The organism is Mucilaginibacter gossypiicola, assembly GCF_900110105.1.
Lineage (GTDB): Bacteria > Bacteroidota > Bacteroidia > Sphingobacteriales > Sphingobacteriaceae > Mucilaginibacter > Mucilaginibacter gossypiicola.
Genome location: NZ_FOCL01000001.1, coordinates 155,602 through 173,019, shown reverse-complemented (window position 1 = coordinate 173,019; position 17,418 = coordinate 155,602). Strand labels below are relative to the sequence as shown.

Here is a 17,418-nt window from a genome sequence, read left to right as displayed (position 1 = left end):
AAAATATCAACCAATACCCCTATCCGTTAAAATTCCGATTATTTCCAACCGCTGCCGTTTTTCTCACAATCGATTGCGAAAAAGCTCAAAAAACCCTGTTTTAGCGCATTAATATGGCCTTTATTAATGTATTATTTATTTTTTATTAATGCACGCCTGTTGTTTTGCACTTGAAATTATAAACCAACAACAGTGTTTTTTACGGCTTGCCAGCAACAAATCACTGTATTAACCAACGCTTTTAAACCATGTATTACCACGACCCTAACCCACCGTAAGGCATGCCGCGGCATGCGCTATTTAGTACCCAACCGGGTAATGATCAATTTAACCTTAAACAATCAACAAAGAGAGACGATATGAAAAAATATAAATACTTACTTATACTTTTCTTCCTTTTCCCGCTTGGTTTGTTAGCCCAGCAAACTACCATTAACGGGAAAGTTATAGACTTAACCGATGGGTCGACACTTCCGGGGGTAAGTGTAAAGATCAAGGATACAAATACTGGCGCCATTACAGATGTAGCCGGCAAGTTCCAGCTCCAGGTACCTGGGCCTAACGCCATCCTGCAGCTATCCTATATAGGCTATGTAACACAGGAAATAGCCGTTAAGGATATCAAAGACGGCACCATCGCCCTAAAAACAAACAATAAAAGCCTTGAGGAGGTTGTAGTTGTAGGTTATGGTGTGCAAAAAAGGGCAACCATTACGGGTTCCATTGCTACACTTCAAAGCAAAGAGATCACCACAACCAAAAACGAAAGTGTTATCAATATGCTTACCGGTAAAATACCAGGTGTACGTATTGTTCAAAATACTGCTGAGCCAGGGTCATACGCCAATAATTTAAACATTAGGGGCTATACCAATGCGCCGCTCGTTGTAATCGACGGTGTTATCGGAGGAGACCAGTCAACTATTGGCCGTATGGATCCAAATGAGATCGAAAGTATCTCGGTACTCAAAGATGCCGCTGCTTCTATTTACGGTATGCGCGCTGCCGGTGGTGCTATTTTGATAACGACTAAAAAAGGCGGTAAAAACGGCAAAATCAATATTAATTATTCAGTTAACGATGCTATTCAAACATTTTTGGGTATGCCCGAAGGCGTAGGCGCTGTTGATTATATGCTGCTGACAAACGAAAAGGTTAAACGCGATTTTGCTAATAACTTTGTACACAACGTAACTCCGCAATATTCATATGCGGATATGAAACCATGGCTTGATGGTACCCGCAAATCAGCTGATTGGATTGGCCTGGCTTTCAAAAAAACAGCTAACCAGATACAACACAATTTAAATATTGATGGTGGAACTGATAAGATCAGCTATTTCTTCAACTTTGGTTACCAAAAACAAGATGGTGTTTTTAAAAGCGGCGACTTAAATTACAATAAGTATAATTTCCGGTCGAACGTTACTGCAAGTATCACCAAAGGATTAAAGGCACAGGTATTAACATCGGCTTGGATGGATGAGAAAAACCAACCCTATACCGATGAATGGACCATTTATAAGTATACCTGGAATCAGATACCTATAAACCAGGTTTATGCAAATGACAACCCATTATACCCCAGCCTGATACCTCAGGGTGATAACGTGAACCCAGCCATTGCCACTGATGCTGATAAGGTAGGTTCAAAAAGATTCAGGAACAAAAACATTACAAGTCAGTTAAATTTACAATATGATATACCTGGCGTCCCTGGCTTAAGCGCTAAGGCCTTATTCAACATCGAATATGGTACTGCTGATAATAATATCATAAAAAGGTCATTTAACTTATACACCTACAATGCAGAGGACGATACTTACCTCCCCAACCTTGTAAATTCCCCGGGCGGCATTACCCGTCAATATTACACCCACCTGAATACCTTAAGCCAGGTAACATTAAATTATGCTCATACTTTTTTTAAAGACCATAACATTACTGCTATGGCTACTTATGAGCAAAGTCATGAAACTGCCGATAACTTTAATGCTTATCGTGATGTTGAGATCCCTGTCGACTACCTCTTCGGCGGTTTGCAAAACTCAAACATGGCTGGCGGTATGGATGCTGGAGCCTTACAGGACCGCGCCCACAGAAGTATCATAGGCAGGTTCAATTATGATTATAAAGGCAAGTATCTTGCCGAGTTTAGCTTTCGTAGGGATGGTAATAACCTGTATAAACCAGGGCCCGATCAATGGGGGTTTTTCCCGGGCGGGTCAATCGGCTGGGTATTAACCAGGGAGAATTTTTTCCGCAAACTGGTATCTGAAAACATCCTTACCAACTTAAAAATCAGGGCTTCATACGGCCAAACAGGTGATGAGGCCAACGCGCCCGCATTTAACTACGTTGATGGGTATACCTATCCTATTAACAGTTACATATTTGGAGCAAGCGCGGTAAATGGCTCTGCCCCCAAATTGGGCAATGCCGGTTTAACGTGGTCAGTAAGTACCATCAAAAACATCGCCGTTGATTTTAGCTTATTTGGCGGAAAAGTTGACGGTACTGTCGAGGTTTTCAGAAACGACAAAACAGGGTTACCGGTTACACCAGCTGTAGCCTTACCGGGAACGGTAGGTGCCCCGGTGCCATCTATCAACTATGAAAGTAATCGGGCACAGGGTTTAGATTTTAACCTTTCGTACCGTAACACATTTGGTCCTGTAGGTTTAAACGTTACCGGAAACATCGGTACAACCCGTTTAAAGAAAATAAAAGTACTTGAAGGCCGCGCCGGTAATGAGTACGAACAATGGAAAAACAGCCAGGCCAACAGGTACCAGAACATTTGGTGGGGACCTGAATATGCCGGCCAATTTACCTCATATAACCAGATCTATAATTATGGTGTAAATACTGGTGGTGGTAACAATAATACCATTCCCGGTGATTACTATTACAAAGATTGGAATAACGACGGCGTAATTGACGGCAAAGACAGTCACCCTATTGCCACTTCTGATATCCCCTTGTACAATTATGGCCTTACCATTGGCGTAAGTTATAAAGGCTTTGATATGAACATGCTTTTACAAGGGGCTGCCGGTGTTTACGTACAATACGGTGAGCAGTTTGCATCGCCACTGATGTATAACAGGAGTGCGTTAACACGTTTCCTGGACAGCTGGCACACGGTTGATCCATCTGCCAACGTATTTGACCCAAACACCCAATGGATACCCGGATTTTATCCTGCAATGGGTTCACCAGACGCGCAGGGCACAAAAGCTATCCAGAGTGCCAGTTACCTCCGTTTAAAAACACTTGAATTTGGTTACTCACTATCGCCATCTGTATTAAAAGCCATTGGTGTCAGGAAATTCAGAGTTTATGTAAACAGCTATAACCTATTGACATTTACAGGTTTAAAAAACTACGATCCAGAGCACCAGGGGCCTAAACCGGGAGACAACGGCTTTGGCGCTACCGCTTTAGGCGGATACACCTACCCAATGAACAGGACTTTTAATCTGGGCGCTAACGTTTCCTTTTAAATTATCGACACATGAAAAGTATACATAAATTAATCTTAACAATATCTGTCGGGGTAGGTACTCTGGTAACTTCATGCCAAAAACTAAATATTCCGCCAACAAATATCTTTACCCCTAATATTATCTACGATAGCGAAGCTGGTGTTAAATCATTTTTAGCAACCATTTATCGGAATCTCCCCATTGAGGATTTTAAATACCGGCCCGATGGCGGAGAGGATGTGGATGTTAACGGTATTCATTATTCGCACCCGGGCTTTAATCCGGGCAACCCGTGGATGAACTTTTATACTTCGGCCTCTGTTACAGGCGAAGAAGTTGGGCCTTTCGGCGGTATGGACATTGGCGCGGGTTTTGGCTTTTGGCCATATGGCGACATCCGCAATGTTAACACGCTGATTGCCGAACTACCTAAACATGCTGCGGCATTAACACAGGCTAAGGTAGACGCATTATTGGGTGAAGCTCATTTTTTAAGAGCTTATTATTATTTCGGCATGGCTAAACGTTATGGCGGAGTACCTATCATCACGGTACCGCAGGACCCGGCAGCCCCCATTTCTCAATTGCAGGTTCATCGTGATAAGGAAGAGGCCACCTGGGATTTTATCGGTGCCGAACTTGACTTGGGTTACAAAATGATGCCCGAAACTAACGATGCCGGCAGGGCTAACAGGTATGCTGCCGCCGCCTTAAAATCGCGGGCTATGCTTTACGCTGCCTGCGTAGCCAAATATGGTTCAGTAAATTTTGTCGACGGTCCGGCTCATTCACAAGGCCTGGCGGGGATTCCGGCTGCTAAAGCAAATACTTATTTCCAGGCAGCTTATGATGCTGCAAAATTGCTTGAAGGTCATTATTCGCTTTACACAGCAAATTCAGACAAAGTTCAAAATTTTGCCGACGTGTTTTTAAAAAGCGGAAGTCCGGAAAACATCTTTATCAAACAGTATTCAATTGCTAACAATACGGCCCATAGCTGGGATGCAACCATGTCGCCGCGTTATATGACGGCAAATGCCTTATCACGCGCATACCCAACGTTAGATTTGGTGCAACTTTGGGGAGACTTGCCGGTAACCAATTCAGACGGCACACCTCGGCGTTTTAATGACCGAAGCGAATTGATGCAGGGTGTTGAGCCAAGGCTGTTGGCCACAGTATATTTTCCCGGCGCTACTTTAAGAGGGCTTACCTTTGATATGCAAAGGGGTATTTATCCATCCTTTAGCGGAACGGCCGCCGCCGAGGTTGCTAAACAACCAAACTCACGATTATACATACTTTCGGGTGATACCAAAACATTATATCAGGGAAAACAGGTAATTGGCTTTACAGGCCCTTGGACTGGCGGCGATGAGCTAACCCGTACAGGTTTTTACGTGCGCAAATATGTTGATTACAACAAACCTCAGGCCTCCGTTGATCTTTACCGTAGTGAGCAACCCTGGATAGATCTGCGTTATGGCGAAATATTATTAAATCGTGCCGAAGCCGCAATGGAATTAGGTAATGCAGGCGATGCCCTGACATCTGTTAATCTTATCAGGAGCAGAGCAGGTGCTACACCTTATGGTTCTATCGATCTGGATAAAGTGCGTAAAGAACGACGCATGGAACTCGCTTTTGAAAATCAGTATTACTGGGATTTAAAAAGATGGCGTATTGCTGACGTGGTGCTTGACCGCGCGCACTTTAAAGGCCTGATGCCTTATTATGTATTTAACGAAAATAAATACATTTTCCTGGCCGAACCAGAGCTTTATAATCGCGAATACACCTTCCAAAAACAGTTTTATTATGAGCCAATACCGAGCGGTGAAATTGGCAAAAACCCTAACCTGCTTCCTAACAACCCTAATTATTAAGAATTTAAAAGTTAAAGACATGAAAAATCTGATTGGTAGAATTTTGGTGGGCATAGCTATACTGGCAAGTTCTGCATGTACAAAAACAGATAACTACGATGGCCCCAACGCTTCATTGCAAGGCAATATATTATCATCCGAAGGCGGCAATCTCCTTACCTCGGGCGGCAGTACCACTATCAAACTGCAGCAAATAGGCTGGACTACCCCGCAAACCATTCCAAGTAAATTTGATGGCACTTATGAGGATTCAAAGTTGTTTAAAGGCGGGTATAAAATTGTGCCTACCGGCGGCGCTTTCTGGCCGGTTCTTGATACCGTAACCGTTAACATTGGTCAAGGCACCAAGCATGACTTTACGGTTACACCGTATATCGTGATCAAAAACTTCACACATACGTTAACCGGTACAACGCTTACGCTCACATTTGATATCGATGCGCCTATTATTGCCGGTTTACCAACTATTAAAGATGTGCAGCCATATGTAAATACCACCAAACTGGTAGGTACAGGCGCTTCAATCCGCGACTTTTCCGACTTGAACGCCAAAACCATCAACAAGGCATTTATTGACATGAGCGCTGCCGAAAAATCGATAACACTTACCGTATCCAATCTTATTCCGGGCCGTACCTTTTTTGTGCGGGTGGGCGTTCGTCTAAGCGATAGCTTCAACAGCTCAAATTTTTCGGAGATAGTACAGGTAGATATTCCTAAAAGTTAACCTAAAACCAAAAAGGAAATGAAATTCAATAAAACAATGATGGCTTGCTCCATCCTCATGATAGGCTTGATTGCTGCAGGCTGCAAAAAAGAAAAATATATTTCACGGGATACTTCGTACCTGAAACCACCGCCGCCTGATACCACGGCGCCACCGGTGGTCGACCCTACGCTGATCACCTTTGACAACGCAGATAAAGCTGACGGCTGGCAAACAGTTGGTACCCCCGCAATAGCCACTACCGGTCAAAAGGAAGGTGCAGGCTATTTGAAAAACACTATAGCCAGCGGCAGCGATTTTATGCAGTTCATCAAAGACCTGTCTACCCCGCTTGATACCAAACTCACCGGTAATAACGGGCAGTTCAAATTCTGGTGGTATGTATCGGATGTATCCTTGCTGAAAGCCGATGGCTCTATTGAGATCACCAGCTCAGGTAAATCAGATGATCATGAATCGGCCTGGGATGTGGCACCATTGATCCCTACCCTTAAGAACGGCTGGAATGAGATCGCCCTTAATTTTAGTAAGGCGATCAAAACAAACGACGGCGGGGCCGATTATTCGGCTATCAACCACTTCCGGATCTTCTTTTTTACAGCAAGTAAAGATCATGGCGATTTGGTAACCGGGGTTGATGACCTCGTATTCAGGGCCGCACCAGCCCCACCTCCGGTAGTATTTGACAATGCTGACAAAGCTGATGGCTGGCAAACGGTTGGCACACCAACAATAGCCACAACCGGCCAAAAAGAAGGCACAGGCTATTTAAAGAACACTATTGCCAACGGCAGTGATTTTATGCAGTTCATTAAAGATGTTACCCCGCCGGTTAACAGTTCTTTCAGCGCTGCTGATGGCAGGTTCACATTCTGGTGGTATGTTTCGGATGTATCGTTACTTAAAGCCGATGGTTCTATCGAGATCACCAGTTCGGGCAAATCCGACGATCACGAGTCGGCCTGGGATGTAGCGCCGTTAATACCAACGCTTAAAAACGGCTGGAACCAAATCACACTGGATTTTGACAAGTCTATAAAAACCGGAGATGGAGGTGCCGACTACACAGCTATTAACCACTTCAGGATTTTCTTCTTTACCCAAACCAAAGATCACGGCGATTTGGTTACCGGTGTTGATGACCTGAAGTTCATATCCAAATAATTATTCCCCAATCATAATAAATAGAAAGCCGGCCGCAGGATATCGACTGTGGCCGACTTCAATAACACGAAGATATCGTAATGAATTTAACCAATCTATTTAAACCACTGGCAATAAAAACTTTGCCTGCAACGCTGGCTATAACATTTGTGCTTGCCGGAAACAGTTGCACCAAAGCCCAGGAAAAAGCAAAACCACAGGAAAAAACTACCGCCGATACCACCACCGGCAACCCATTTATCAGGAGCATGTACACCGCCGACCCATCTGCACACGTTTGGGCTGATGGCCGCTTGTATGTTTATGCCTCACACGATATTTTCCCGGCAAGGGGTTGCGATCTGATGGATCAGTATCATGTTTTTTCGACAGATGATATGGTACACTGGAAAGATCATGGCGAGATTCTCCGCGCCGCACAGGTGCCCTGGGGCCGTAAAGAAGGCGGTTTTATGTGGGCCCCGGATTGTGCTTATAAAAATGGTACCTATTATTTCTATTTCCCGCATCCAAGCGATACCAAGTGGAACGACAGCTGGAAAATTGGTGTAGCAACCAGCAAAAGCCCGGCAAGCGGCTTTACCGTTCAGGGCTATATTAAAGGGCTTGAATCGATGATTGATCCTTGTGTATTCATTGACGATGATGGACAAGCCTATTTTTATTACGGAGGCGGCGGTACCTGTAAAGGCGGCAAACTCAAGGATAATATGATGGAAATTAACGGCGAAATGAAAACAATGGAAGGCCTTAAAGATTTTCATGAGGCAAGCTGGGTGCATAAACGCAATGGTATTTATTACCTCTCATATTCAGATAACCATGACGTTAACGGAAAGCATAACCGCATGAACTACGCCACCAGTAAAAGTCCGCTGGGCCCATGGACCTACGGTGGTATTTATATGGACCCAACAGATAGCTATACCAATCACGGCTCCATCGTTCAATATAAGGGCCAGTGGTACTCATTTTATCATACCAGTGCATTATCACATGAAGACTGGTTAAGATCCATCTGCGTGGATAAACTTTATTACAATGCCGATGGTTCTATCAAAATGGTTGAACCAACAGCTTCAAAATAGCCAATCGAACACATAACCCCTTTAATCAATGATCGATGAAAAATATCAGAAGTAAAAATTCAACAACATTTTGCATTGCCGCCATGATGGTGGTAGCATTAAGCTGTTCAAAGAAAAGTAGCGGAGGAGGCGATGTTACGCCGCCAGATAAGCCAAAAGACACAATAGACCTTACCCCCTCTCCCGTTGGCGACGTTGTGGGTAAAGTAGTTGTAGGTTACCAGGGATGGTTTGCAGCAATTGGAGATGGCTCACCGATTGACCGGTACTGGCATTGGGCACAAACCTGGGAACAGCAGCCCTCTCCTACCAATGTTGCTATCGCGTCATGGCCCGATGTTCGCGACTACACCAAAACCTTCCCTACTAAGTATGCCAACCTCAACAACGGTCAGCCGGCTAATGTATTCTCATCTTTTTCAGATCAAACTATTGATGTGCAGTTTAAATGGATGAAGCAATACGGTATCGACGGCGCGGCCCTGCAGCGTTTTAACCCAAGCGGATTGGAAGGTCCGGTACGTGATGCCATGGCGGCGAAAACCAAAATAGCAGCCGAAGCAAACGGCGTTAAGTTTTACATTATGTATGATGTAAGCGGCTGGAAAGATATGCAATCGGAAATCAAAACTGACTGGACCAACAAAATGTCGGTTTATACCGCATCTCCGGCTTATGCAAAGCAAAATGGCAAGCCGGTAGTATGTATCTGGGGGTTTGGTTTTAGCGACGACAACCACCCTTTTACCGCTGCACAATGCCAGGATGTGATCAAATGGTTTAAAAGCAAAGGGTGTTATGTTATTGGCGGTGTGCCTACTCACTGGCGTACCGAGGATAGCGACTCAAAGCCGGCATTCCTTTCAGCTTATAGTGCCCTGGATATGATATCCCCATGGATGGTTGGCCGCATTGGCAATAAAAGTGAATCGGATAGCTTTTACAGCTCGGTTAACCGCCCGGATGTAGCCTATTGTAAAGCCCATGGTATCGATTATCAGCCTTGTGTTCTTCCCGGCGATTTACAGCAACATCAGCGTGCCCACGGTGATTTTATGTGGCGCCAGTTCTTCAACATGAAAAGCGTTGGCGCGCAGGGCCTTTACATTTCTATGTTTGATGAATATAATGAAGGTAACCAGATAGCCAAGACCGCCGAAAGCCAGGATTTTGTACCGGCAGGCTCATCATTTGTAACCCTTGATGAAGACGGTACAGCTTGCTCTGCCGACTACTATCTGAGACTTACAGGCGATGGTGCAAAGATGTTTAAGGGATTAATTCCGCTAACGCCAACAAGGCCTACACCGGTTAAATAATAAGGCCTTGTCACAAATGTAACAGCCCCATTTACGGATCGGTAAATGGGGCTGTTGCATTTTTATACGGGTGCGGAGGCCTGTCACCCTGAGCTTGTCGAAGGGTCGTGCGCAGAGGCCTTGCCCACCATGCTTCGACAGGCTCAGCATGACACCCATATTTTTAACTATTTTTAATTAATACTCTCCAGCATCTTAATATACAACTCAATACCTTCCCTGATCTCATCCACATAAACAAACTCATCAGCAGTATGTGAACGTGCGGAATCGCCGGGGCCAACTTTTATGGATGGAATATCCAGTAATGATTGGTCGGATGTTGTTGGTGAACCGTAGGTGGTACGACCGAGTGCTATGCCTGCCTGAACTATGGGGTGTTCTTTTGGGATAGATGATGGTTTTAATCTGATAGAACGTGGTTTTACATCGCTTGCAACATGTTCACGGATGATCTCTAATACTTCCTCGTTACGGTAAGCATCGGTAACGCGCACATCAACGGTATACACACAGCTGGCAGGCACTACGTTATGTTGTGAGCCTGCGTTAATAATGGTAACCGACATTTTTATCGGCCCAAAAACTTCCGACTCTTTAGGAAATTTAAACGAGCGGAACCATTCAATATCAGTAAGGGCTTTGTAAATAGCGTTCTCCCCTTCTTCGCGAGCGGCATGACCGGCACGGCCATGAGCGGTACAATCCAGCACCATTAAACCACGTTCGGCAATGGCCAACTGCATCAGTGTTGGTTCGCCTACAATACCAAATGATAACTGCCCTAATTCGGGGATGATCAGCTCCAGGCCATTCACGCCTGAGATTTCCTCTTCGGCAGTAGTGGCTAAGCAAAAATTGTACTTTAGGTTTTCCTTATCATGAAAGTACAGGAACACCGCTATGAGCGAAACAAGACAGCCTCCGGCATCATTACTGCCAAGGCCATATAATTTACCGTCTTCAATTTTGGCATCGTACGGATCGCGTGTATAACCCGAATTGGGTTTAACAGTATCATGATGCGAATTAAGCAGGATGGTTTCTTTTGCCGGATCGAAATGTTTGTTCCAAGCCCAGATGTTATTTAGTTTGCGATAGGTGGTTACTCCATGCGACTCAAGAAATTCGTTGATCAGATCGGCTGTGCGGTCTTCCTCTTTACTAAACGACGGGATGGATATCAGTTGTTGCAGTAATGTTACTGCCAGTTGAAATAAATTACTTGTTTCAGTCATAAATTTAAGGGTTATCCCTTGTAATGAACGGGCAAAATTAATACTTTTTATTCACGTGGATGAAATACATTTCCTGAACATTAACCAGGCTTGATAGATTTATCATTAATTTAACACCTAATTTACGCGAAGGTTACATACCATCTACACATCTGTAATTTGCACATCTAAAAATTTACTCATCTTCCATTTTTGAGTGTTTACGCGTATCGTTCATAGTGATGTACAGGATCAATGACAGCGCAATGCAAATAGTTACATACCAGTAAAACCATTGCGCATGATGTTCATTCTTGAACCATAAGGCGATATACTCGGCAGTACCGCCAAATAACGATACGGCTATGGCATAAGGGAAGCCCACCCCAAGCGCACGAACATTAGCAGGAAAAAGTTCGGCCTTTACAACCGCATTGATTGAGGTATAGCCACTTACGATGATCAGTGCGCAAAGGATCAATGCAAATGCTACCCATACATCTTTGGTATGACTTAGCAAGGTCATAATAGGGATAGTGCAAATCGTACCCAGTATCCCGAAACCAATAAGCAGTGGTTTACGGCCAATTTTATCTGATAATAAGCCGAATAACGGCTGTATCACCATAAATACGGCTAAGGTTAAAGTTGAGATCAGCGTAGCATCGCTTTTACTGAAACCGGAAGTATTAACCAAAAACTTTTGCATGTAGGTAGTGAAGGTATAAAAGGCCAATGTACCACCAATGGTTAAACCTATTACCGTAAAAACAGCTTTTGGATGCTGCGTTAAAGCTTTTATAGTACCGTTCATGGCATTAGATTTAGCCCCCTCCTTTTCAAATGAGGACGATTCCTGTAAGCTCCTTCTTAAGTACATGGTGGTAACAGCCAGTATTGCTCCTATACCAAAGGGAATGCGCCAGCCCCAGTCGTGCAATTGTTTTTCGGATAAAAACGCTCTCTGCAGCAAAACCAATACGCCCAGTGCCAGCAACTGCCCCATGATGAGAGTTACGTACTGAAAGCTTGAGTAAAAACCACGATGCTTTTTCGTGGCCATTTCGCTTAAATATGTGGCGCTGGTACCGTACTCACCACCTACACTCAAGCCCTGGATAATACGAGCCAAAACCAGCAATATAGGTGCGGCAACACCAATAGATTTATAGCCCGGCGTTATGGCAATGATGAGCGAGCCAACGCTCATCAACAATACAGAAAACGTGAGTGCGGTTTTGCGGCCGCGTTTGTCGGCAAAGGTCCCCATCACCCAGCCTCCTATAGGCCGCATTAAAAAGCCGATGGCAAAAATACCCGCAGTATTTAATAGCTGTACCGTTTGATTATCTGAAGGAAAAAAAGCGTCTGAAAAATAAAGGGAAAAGGCTGTATAAGCATACCAGTCGTACCATTCAACCAAATTACCCAGCGATCCGCCAATGATGGATTTGATGCGCCCACCCGTTGTTTGGGATACTGGTGATTTTATTTCATTCATAGGCTTGGGAGATATTGTTGGTTTCCGTAATATTAGGGATTTTAAAATAGAGCTGCAATACCCGGGTAATAACCAGGCCTATATAAACAGATGAAAACCTAAATAACCAACAGTATCACATGATAAGTAACTCTTACACCGTTTTACAGGTTAGTCCAGTATCTAACGGCTTTTCTTTTTACCTTGTAATTAAATGGTGGGAGACTTTAGCATTTATTGCTATAATCGTTTTAATAATCTATTTAATAAGGAGAAAACGAAATAAAATATAATTAGTATTTTAAACCTTTAGGATCTAAAGGAAAGTTGCAAACCGGCATATTTAACTTTATAAAACAACATAATCAACCCAATCTAACCTTATCAACCACTCACCGAACATGCTTTTCACCGAAGATTTTTTGCATTACATCTGGAAATTCAGACTTTTTGAGCGCGAAAACCTGCAAACTGTAGATGGTGAAGAACTGGAGATCTTTTCGGCAGGACTACATAATTCAGATTCAGGCCCTGATTTTCATAATGCAAGGATCCGTATCGGCGAAACGATTTGGGCCGGGAATGTAGAAGTGCACCTTTCTGCTTCCGACTGGCAAAAGCACGGACATACGCATGATGGTGCTTTTGATAACGTGATACTGCATGTAGTTTATCGCAATGATGTGCCGTTGTTTCTGCCAAACGGGCGCAAAGTTCCAACACTTGAACTGCAAAGCCGCATCAGTGAAGAGCTTTATAACAAATACCATAAACTGGTTTTCGGCAATCAAACCTTTATTCCCTGCGAAGCTGGCATTGCAACCGTTGATGGCCTCACCATGCAAAACTGGCTTACCCGCGTGCTGGTTGAAAGGATGGAAAAGCGATCGGCCAATGTAGCGGCAGCTTTAGCACTTAATAAGGGCGACTGGGAAGAAACTTTTTACCAGTTTCTGGCAGCGAATTTTGGCTTTAAAGTTAATGCCCTGCCATTTGAACTAATGGCTAAGTCCCTGCCACAGTTGATCCTCGCCAAAAACAAAAACAACGCCATGCAAATAGAGGCGCTGATATTTGGGCAGGCAGGCTTTTTGGAGGGTGAGTTTAAAGATGAATACCCTTTGAAGCTTCAAAAGGAATACGGATACCTCAGTAAAAAATACAACCTTAAACCGATAGAGAACCACCTGTGGAAATTTATGCGGTTAAGGCCTCAGAACTTTCCAACCATCAGGCTGGCGCAGTTCGCGGCGCTTATAGTACAGTCAAACCACCTGTTATCCAAAATACTGGAAATTAAAGAAGTGAAGGCATTGCGTGGTTTGTTCACGGAGATCAAAGTGAACGATTACTGGGAAGATCATTACCGGTTTGATTTACAATCCAAGCCGTCGTCAAAAAGTATGGGTGATGGATCTGTTGATATCTTGCTGCTCAATACGGTGGCTTTGTTCCTGTTTAGTTATGGCAAACAGCATCAGCAGCAATATTATATTAGTCGTAGTCTTAAATTATTAGAAAATTTACCGGCCGAAAAAAACAATATTATCGCCGATTTTGTTAACTTAGGAGTGAAAATTGATACTGCGTTTGAATCACAGGCATTGCTTGAGTTAAAAAATAGTTACTGTAACTATAAGAAATGCCTGCAATGCGGCGTTGGTAATAAGATACTAAAACTGGCCTGACACCATGCTACAGCGAATACTCACTTTTTTTGAACGGTACTCTTTTGGCGTATGCACCTATCTTGGCGAACGTTTTAATATTTCTATCTCCAAAATCAGACTTTTCTTTATCTACTCCTCTTTTTTAGCAGTGGGCTTTCCGCTGATATTTTACTTTTTTGCGGGCATTGTGTTGGATATCAGGAATTTCATCAAACGTAAACATACCGGGGTTGCCGATCTTTAACCGCTGACTTTTTTGATTACATTGATTTCGCTGATTTTTGTTCTGGGGATTTCACCAATTGCTTTCTGATTTCACCGATTTCGGATTGGTGAAACCTATATCATTCATTAAACCAATTTGCCCGTTTTGACTGCATCCTGTAGGTTGCGCACTTTAAATTTGGGAGTGTAGCAGTATTGAGCCAGCTGTTTAACCCATGTGGTGTTGTAGCCAAACATCAGTTTTATCATTTTTACCCGGGTTGAGCCTTTGGGATAGCCATATTTATACCAGCTGAATTTGGATGGATCGACATTAAATTCTTCGGCAAAATCTGCAAGAAAAAGGTCTATCTCAATATCAAAAATATCCAGATCAAGATCGATACTGGTCTCGAGGCTCAGGCTGTGCGGATCAACCTTATGGATCTTATACCTGTTGCAATAATCAACAATAAATTCTTTTAAGGGTGGCAGTATCTCTTCCATTTAAACGAATATTAATTTGACCATTTAAGTTATGAGACGTAGCTTTTGAAATAAGGTTGCATACAAATTTACTTTATTTTTAAATCGCTTAAATTGAGCTCAATAGTTAATAAATGTTAAATATTTATTGATGCTTAACGGCCCTTTATGCTGCTAAAATCAACCTGATGTATTATTATTGCACCAGGTAAACCAGATACTTCAAATGAACCTAAAAGTAATTGCCTTTGATGCCGACGATACCCTTTGGGTAAATGAACCTTACTTTCAAGCTACCGAAGAAAGGTTTTGCAGTCTGCTCGAAAACTTTTCGCCCCAGCATACCATTTCCAAAGAGCTTTTTAAGGTTGAGGTTGATAACCTGCCGCTTTATGGCTACGGAATAAAAGGCTACATCCTGAGCATGATAGAGGCAGCGCTAAGCATTTCCGAAAAAAACATCAGTGTTGAGGTAGTTGAAACCATACTACAGTATGGCAAGGATATGCTTAATCAACCTATAGAGATCCTAAATGATGTAGAGCATGTATTATCTTCATTAAAAGACCACTACAGGCTGGTTGTAGCTACCAAAGGTGATCTGCTTGACCAGGAACGCAAGCTCAAAAAATCTGGGCTGGCACATTACTTTCACCACATCGAGATCATGAGCGATAAAAAGGAAGATGATTACATCAAGCTGATCAAACACCTCGACATCAATCCCGAAGAATTTATGATGATCGGTAACTCCCTAAAATCAGATGTGATGCCGGTGATCAATATTGGCGGGCATGCTGTTCACGTACCTTTTCATACTACCTGGGCACATGAACACGTAGAAACTGTTTTAACCCACGAAAACTTTAAACAGGCTGATAAGATCAGCGAGGTGCTGGAGTTTGTTTTGAAGTCCTAAGGCTTAAGTTCTAAGTCTTGAGTCTGAAGCTCTAAGCCGATTTATACCAAATTCAACCAATGAAGTTCTAAGTCTTGAGCCTTAAGTTTAAAGTCAATTTACTCTGCTTAGCACTTTCGACTAAAAACTTAGAACTTAAGACTTCCGACTAAAGACTCTAAATACTTTTCTCCATCACTATCAGTTCAATATGCTGTTTAGCATCGCCGAAACGTCCATGGGCGTGAAAAGGCTGGATTTCGCCGGTTGGTTTGTAGCCGCGGCGTTCGTACCAGCTTATCAGTTCAAAACGGGTGCTGATCACTGTCATGGTTAGCGTATGGCAATTGTGTTTACGTGCGTAGACTTCCGCTTCTTCAATTAAAGCACGCCCTACCCCTTTATTTTGCAGCAATGGCGATACACTAAACATGCCCACATACAGCTTCGGGTACCTGATCTCAAGATAAACCGTACCGGTAATATAGCCATCTTCGTCGGTATGTTTTAAAATGATGATATTTTCATCATTCATATAAGTGGTAAGCGTTTCTTCATCAATGCGGATGCCATCAATTAAGTTGGCTTCAGTTGTCCATCCCTTTTTGGAGCTTTCGCCACGGTAAGCACTGTTCACTAAAACGTTAAGTTCAGAAACATCAACAAGGGTAGCTTGGGTTATTACAGGCATATGCTTTAATTTAAGGACGCCAAATGTAGTATTTGCAAACTTTAAATAAAAGGCCACTGGTCATAATTTTAAAGCCGGTGCACTTATATCAAATGACATTAAAAAAGCCATTCGTTTTAAAACCAAGCTGTATATTTAATAGTTAATAACACATCTGTTTATATTAAACCCAGCCATGGCTTTTATAGATTATTACAAAGTATTAGAGCTTGATAAAAATGCATCCGAAAAGGATATTAAAAATGCATACCGCAAACTGGCCCGCAAATATCACCCCGATCTTAACCCTAACGACGAAGAGGCCAACAAAAAGTTTCAGCAGTTAAACGAGGCAAATGAGGTATTAAGCGACCCTGAAAAGCGAAAGAAATACGATAAATACGGTGAGAATTGGCAGCATGGCGAAGCGTACGAACAACAGGCACGTCAACAGGCCGGCGGCTTTGGAGAGTATGGCGGATTCGGCGGTGCGGAGGGATTTAGCAGCGCTGATGGTTTTGGAAGTGAAGATTTTTCAGACTTTTTCCAGTCGATGTTTGGCGGTGCCGGAAGCGCGCGCGGAGGCAGGCAGGCAAAATTCCGCGGGCAGGATTATAATGCCTCGTTGAGCTTAAATCTTCGTGACGTACTTGAAACACACAAGCAAACACTAACCGTTAACGGTAAAAATATCCGCATCACTATACCCGCAGGTATCGAGAACGGACAAACCATTAAAATAGCCGGGCATGGTGCTCCGGGTGTAAACGGCGGCCCTGCCGGCGACCTCTATATTCAGTTTAACGTTGCCCCTGATGCCAGCTTTAAACGTGATGGAAACAATTTATATACTACATTAAAACTTGACCTGTACACCGCGGTTTTGGGCGGAGAAGTAACTGCTGATACATTAAACGGCAAGGTTAAAGTGAAAGTAAGCCCCGAAACACAAAACGGTGCCAAAGTAAAGCTGAAGGGCAAAGGTATGCCCGTATATAAAAAAGAGAATGAATTTGGCGATCTGTACCTGACCTATGATATCCAAACTCCAACCAACCTTACCGAGAAACAAAAGCAACTGTTTGAAGAACTGGCAAAATCATCAGCCTAAATTAAACGCA

14 protein-coding genes are annotated in these 17,418 nt (G+C 43.2%); 10 read left to right on the top strand and 4 right to left on the bottom strand.

Annotated elements, in window-relative coordinates:
- Nucleotides 1-359 precede the first annotated feature (359 nt).
- The 6 genes from BMX50_RS00600 (at nt 360) to BMX50_RS00575 (ending at nt 9,672) form a co-directional block, all read left to right on the top strand.
- On the top strand, nt 360-3,506 hold the full coding sequence (locus tag BMX50_RS00600; protein ID WP_091208486.1) for a SusC/RagA family TonB-linked outer membrane protein: 3,147 nt from the start codon (nt 360-362) through the stop codon (nt 3,504-3,506).
- An 11-nt stretch (nt 3,507-3,517) separates the two neighbouring features.
- Nucleotides 3,518-5,374: a RagB/SusD family nutrient uptake outer membrane protein gene (locus BMX50_RS00595; RefSeq protein WP_091206193.1), complete on the top strand. Its 1,857-nt coding sequence runs from the start codon at nt 3,518-3,520 to the stop codon at nt 5,372-5,374.
- 19 nt (nt 5,375-5,393) lie between these two features.
- Nucleotides 5,394-6,101 carry a DUF3823 domain-containing protein gene (locus tag BMX50_RS00590; RefSeq protein ID WP_167667775.1) on the top strand — a complete coding sequence of 236 codons (708 nt, stop codon included), beginning with the start codon at nt 5,394-5,396 and terminating at the stop codon, nt 6,099-6,101.
- 18 nt (nt 6,102-6,119) lie between these two features.
- Nucleotides 6,120-7,265, top strand: coding sequence for a hypothetical protein (locus BMX50_RS00585; protein WP_091206187.1), 1,146 nt, complete (start codon nt 6,120-6,122; stop codon nt 7,263-7,265).
- Nucleotides 7,266-7,345: 80 nt separating this feature from the next.
- A complete protein-coding gene (locus tag BMX50_RS00580) occupies nt 7,346-8,353 on the top strand; it encodes a family 43 glycosylhydrolase (protein WP_167667774.1) in 1,008 nt (335 codons plus the stop codon).
- A 35-nt stretch (nt 8,354-8,388) separates the two neighbouring features.
- Nucleotides 8,389-9,672, top strand: a complete 1,284-nt coding sequence (locus tag BMX50_RS00575) for a glycoside hydrolase family 99 protein (protein WP_091206184.1) — start codon at nt 8,389-8,391, stop codon at nt 9,670-9,672.
- 173 nt (nt 9,673-9,845) lie between these two features.
- Here BMX50_RS00575 and BMX50_RS00570 read toward each other — a convergent pair whose 3' ends face one another.
- Together BMX50_RS00570 and BMX50_RS00565 are read right to left on the bottom strand one after the other, a co-directional pair.
- The gene (locus BMX50_RS00570) at nt 9,846-10,910 is read right to left on the bottom strand and encodes a M20 family metallo-hydrolase (protein WP_091206182.1); all 1,065 of its coding nucleotides are present in this window, start codon (nt 10,908-10,910) and stop codon (nt 9,846-9,848) included.
- A 175-nt stretch (nt 10,911-11,085) separates the two neighbouring features.
- The gene (locus BMX50_RS00565) at nt 11,086-12,390 is read right to left on the bottom strand and encodes an MFS transporter (RefSeq protein ID WP_091206180.1); all 1,305 of its coding nucleotides are present in this window, start codon (nt 12,388-12,390) and stop codon (nt 11,086-11,088) included.
- 380 nt (nt 12,391-12,770) lie between these two features.
- On the opposite strand from BMX50_RS00565, the gene BMX50_RS00560 reads away from it, so the two are divergent.
- Together BMX50_RS00560 and BMX50_RS00555 are read left to right on the top strand one after the other, a co-directional pair.
- The gene (locus tag BMX50_RS00560; protein ID WP_091206178.1) at nt 12,771-14,057 is read left to right on the top strand and encodes a DUF2851 family protein; all 1,287 of its coding nucleotides are present in this window, start codon (nt 12,771-12,773) and stop codon (nt 14,055-14,057) included.
- A gap of 4 nt (nt 14,058-14,061) precedes the next feature.
- Entirely contained in the window at nt 14,062-14,283 is a 222-nt protein-coding gene (locus BMX50_RS00555) for a PspC domain-containing protein (protein WP_091206176.1), read from the top strand.
- A gap of 107 nt (nt 14,284-14,390) precedes the next feature.
- Here BMX50_RS00555 and BMX50_RS00550 read toward each other — a convergent pair whose 3' ends face one another.
- A complete protein-coding gene (locus BMX50_RS00550) occupies nt 14,391-14,750 on the bottom strand; it encodes a DUF1493 family protein (protein ID WP_091206173.1) in 360 nt (119 codons plus the stop codon).
- A 205-nt stretch (nt 14,751-14,955) separates the two neighbouring features.
- Between BMX50_RS00550 and BMX50_RS00545 the strand changes: the two genes are divergently transcribed.
- Nucleotides 14,956-15,648, top strand: coding sequence for an HAD family hydrolase (locus BMX50_RS00545; protein WP_091206170.1), 693 nt, complete (start codon nt 14,956-14,958; stop codon nt 15,646-15,648).
- A gap of 157 nt (nt 15,649-15,805) precedes the next feature.
- On the opposite strand, the gene BMX50_RS00540 is transcribed toward BMX50_RS00545, so the two are convergent.
- Nucleotides 15,806-16,318 (bottom strand): GNAT family N-acetyltransferase, encoded by a 513-nt coding sequence (locus BMX50_RS00540; protein ID WP_091208482.1) that lies wholly within the window; start codon nt 16,316-16,318, stop codon nt 15,806-15,808.
- 175 nt (nt 16,319-16,493) lie between these two features.
- Here BMX50_RS00540 and BMX50_RS00535 point away from each other — a divergent pair, with 175 nt between their 5' ends.
- Complete coding sequence (locus BMX50_RS00535; protein ID WP_091206168.1) at nt 16,494-17,408, top strand: DnaJ C-terminal domain-containing protein; 915 nt, start codon at nt 16,494-16,496, stop codon at nt 17,406-17,408.
- The last annotated feature ends 10 nt before the right edge of the window (nt 17,409-17,418 follow it).

Excerpts from the sequence above, each read along its gene's own strand:
- BMX50_RS00600 (WP_091208486.1), top strand. The coding sequence starts at position 360 with ATGAAAAAATATAAATACTTACTTATACTTTTCTTCCTTTTCCCGCTT.
- BMX50_RS00595 (WP_091206193.1), top strand. The coding sequence starts at position 3,518 with ATGAAAAGTATACATAAATTAATCTTAACAATATCTGTCGGGGTAGGT.
- BMX50_RS00590 (WP_167667775.1), top strand. The coding sequence starts at position 5,394 with ATGAAAAATCTGATTGGTAGAATTTTGGTGGGCATAGCTATACTGGCA.
- BMX50_RS00585 (WP_091206187.1), top strand. The coding sequence starts at position 6,120 with ATGAAATTCAATAAAACAATGATGGCTTGCTCCATCCTCATGATAGGC.
- BMX50_RS00580 (WP_167667774.1), top strand. The coding sequence starts at position 7,346 with ATGAATTTAACCAATCTATTTAAACCACTGGCAATAAAAACTTTGCCT.
- BMX50_RS00575 (WP_091206184.1), top strand. The coding sequence starts at position 8,389 with ATGAAAAATATCAGAAGTAAAAATTCAACAACATTTTGCATTGCCGCC.
- BMX50_RS00570 (WP_091206182.1), bottom strand. The coding sequence starts at position 10,910 with ATGACTGAAACAAGTAATTTATTTCAACTGGCAGTAACATTACTGCAA.
- BMX50_RS00565 (WP_091206180.1), bottom strand. The coding sequence starts at position 12,390 with ATGAATGAAATAAAATCACCAGTATCCCAAACAACGGGTGGGCGCATC.
- BMX50_RS00560 (WP_091206178.1), top strand. The coding sequence starts at position 12,771 with ATGCTTTTCACCGAAGATTTTTTGCATTACATCTGGAAATTCAGACTT.
- BMX50_RS00555 (WP_091206176.1), top strand. The coding sequence starts at position 14,062 with ATGCTACAGCGAATACTCACTTTTTTTGAACGGTACTCTTTTGGCGTA.
- BMX50_RS00550 (WP_091206173.1), bottom strand. The coding sequence starts at position 14,750 with ATGGAAGAGATACTGCCACCCTTAAAAGAATTTATTGTTGATTATTGC.
- BMX50_RS00545 (WP_091206170.1), top strand. The coding sequence starts at position 14,956 with ATGAACCTAAAAGTAATTGCCTTTGATGCCGACGATACCCTTTGGGTA.
- BMX50_RS00540 (WP_091208482.1), bottom strand. The coding sequence starts at position 16,318 with ATGCCTGTAATAACCCAAGCTACCCTTGTTGATGTTTCTGAACTTAAC.
- BMX50_RS00535 (WP_091206168.1), top strand. The coding sequence starts at position 16,494 with ATGGCTTTTATAGATTATTACAAAGTATTAGAGCTTGATAAAAATGCA.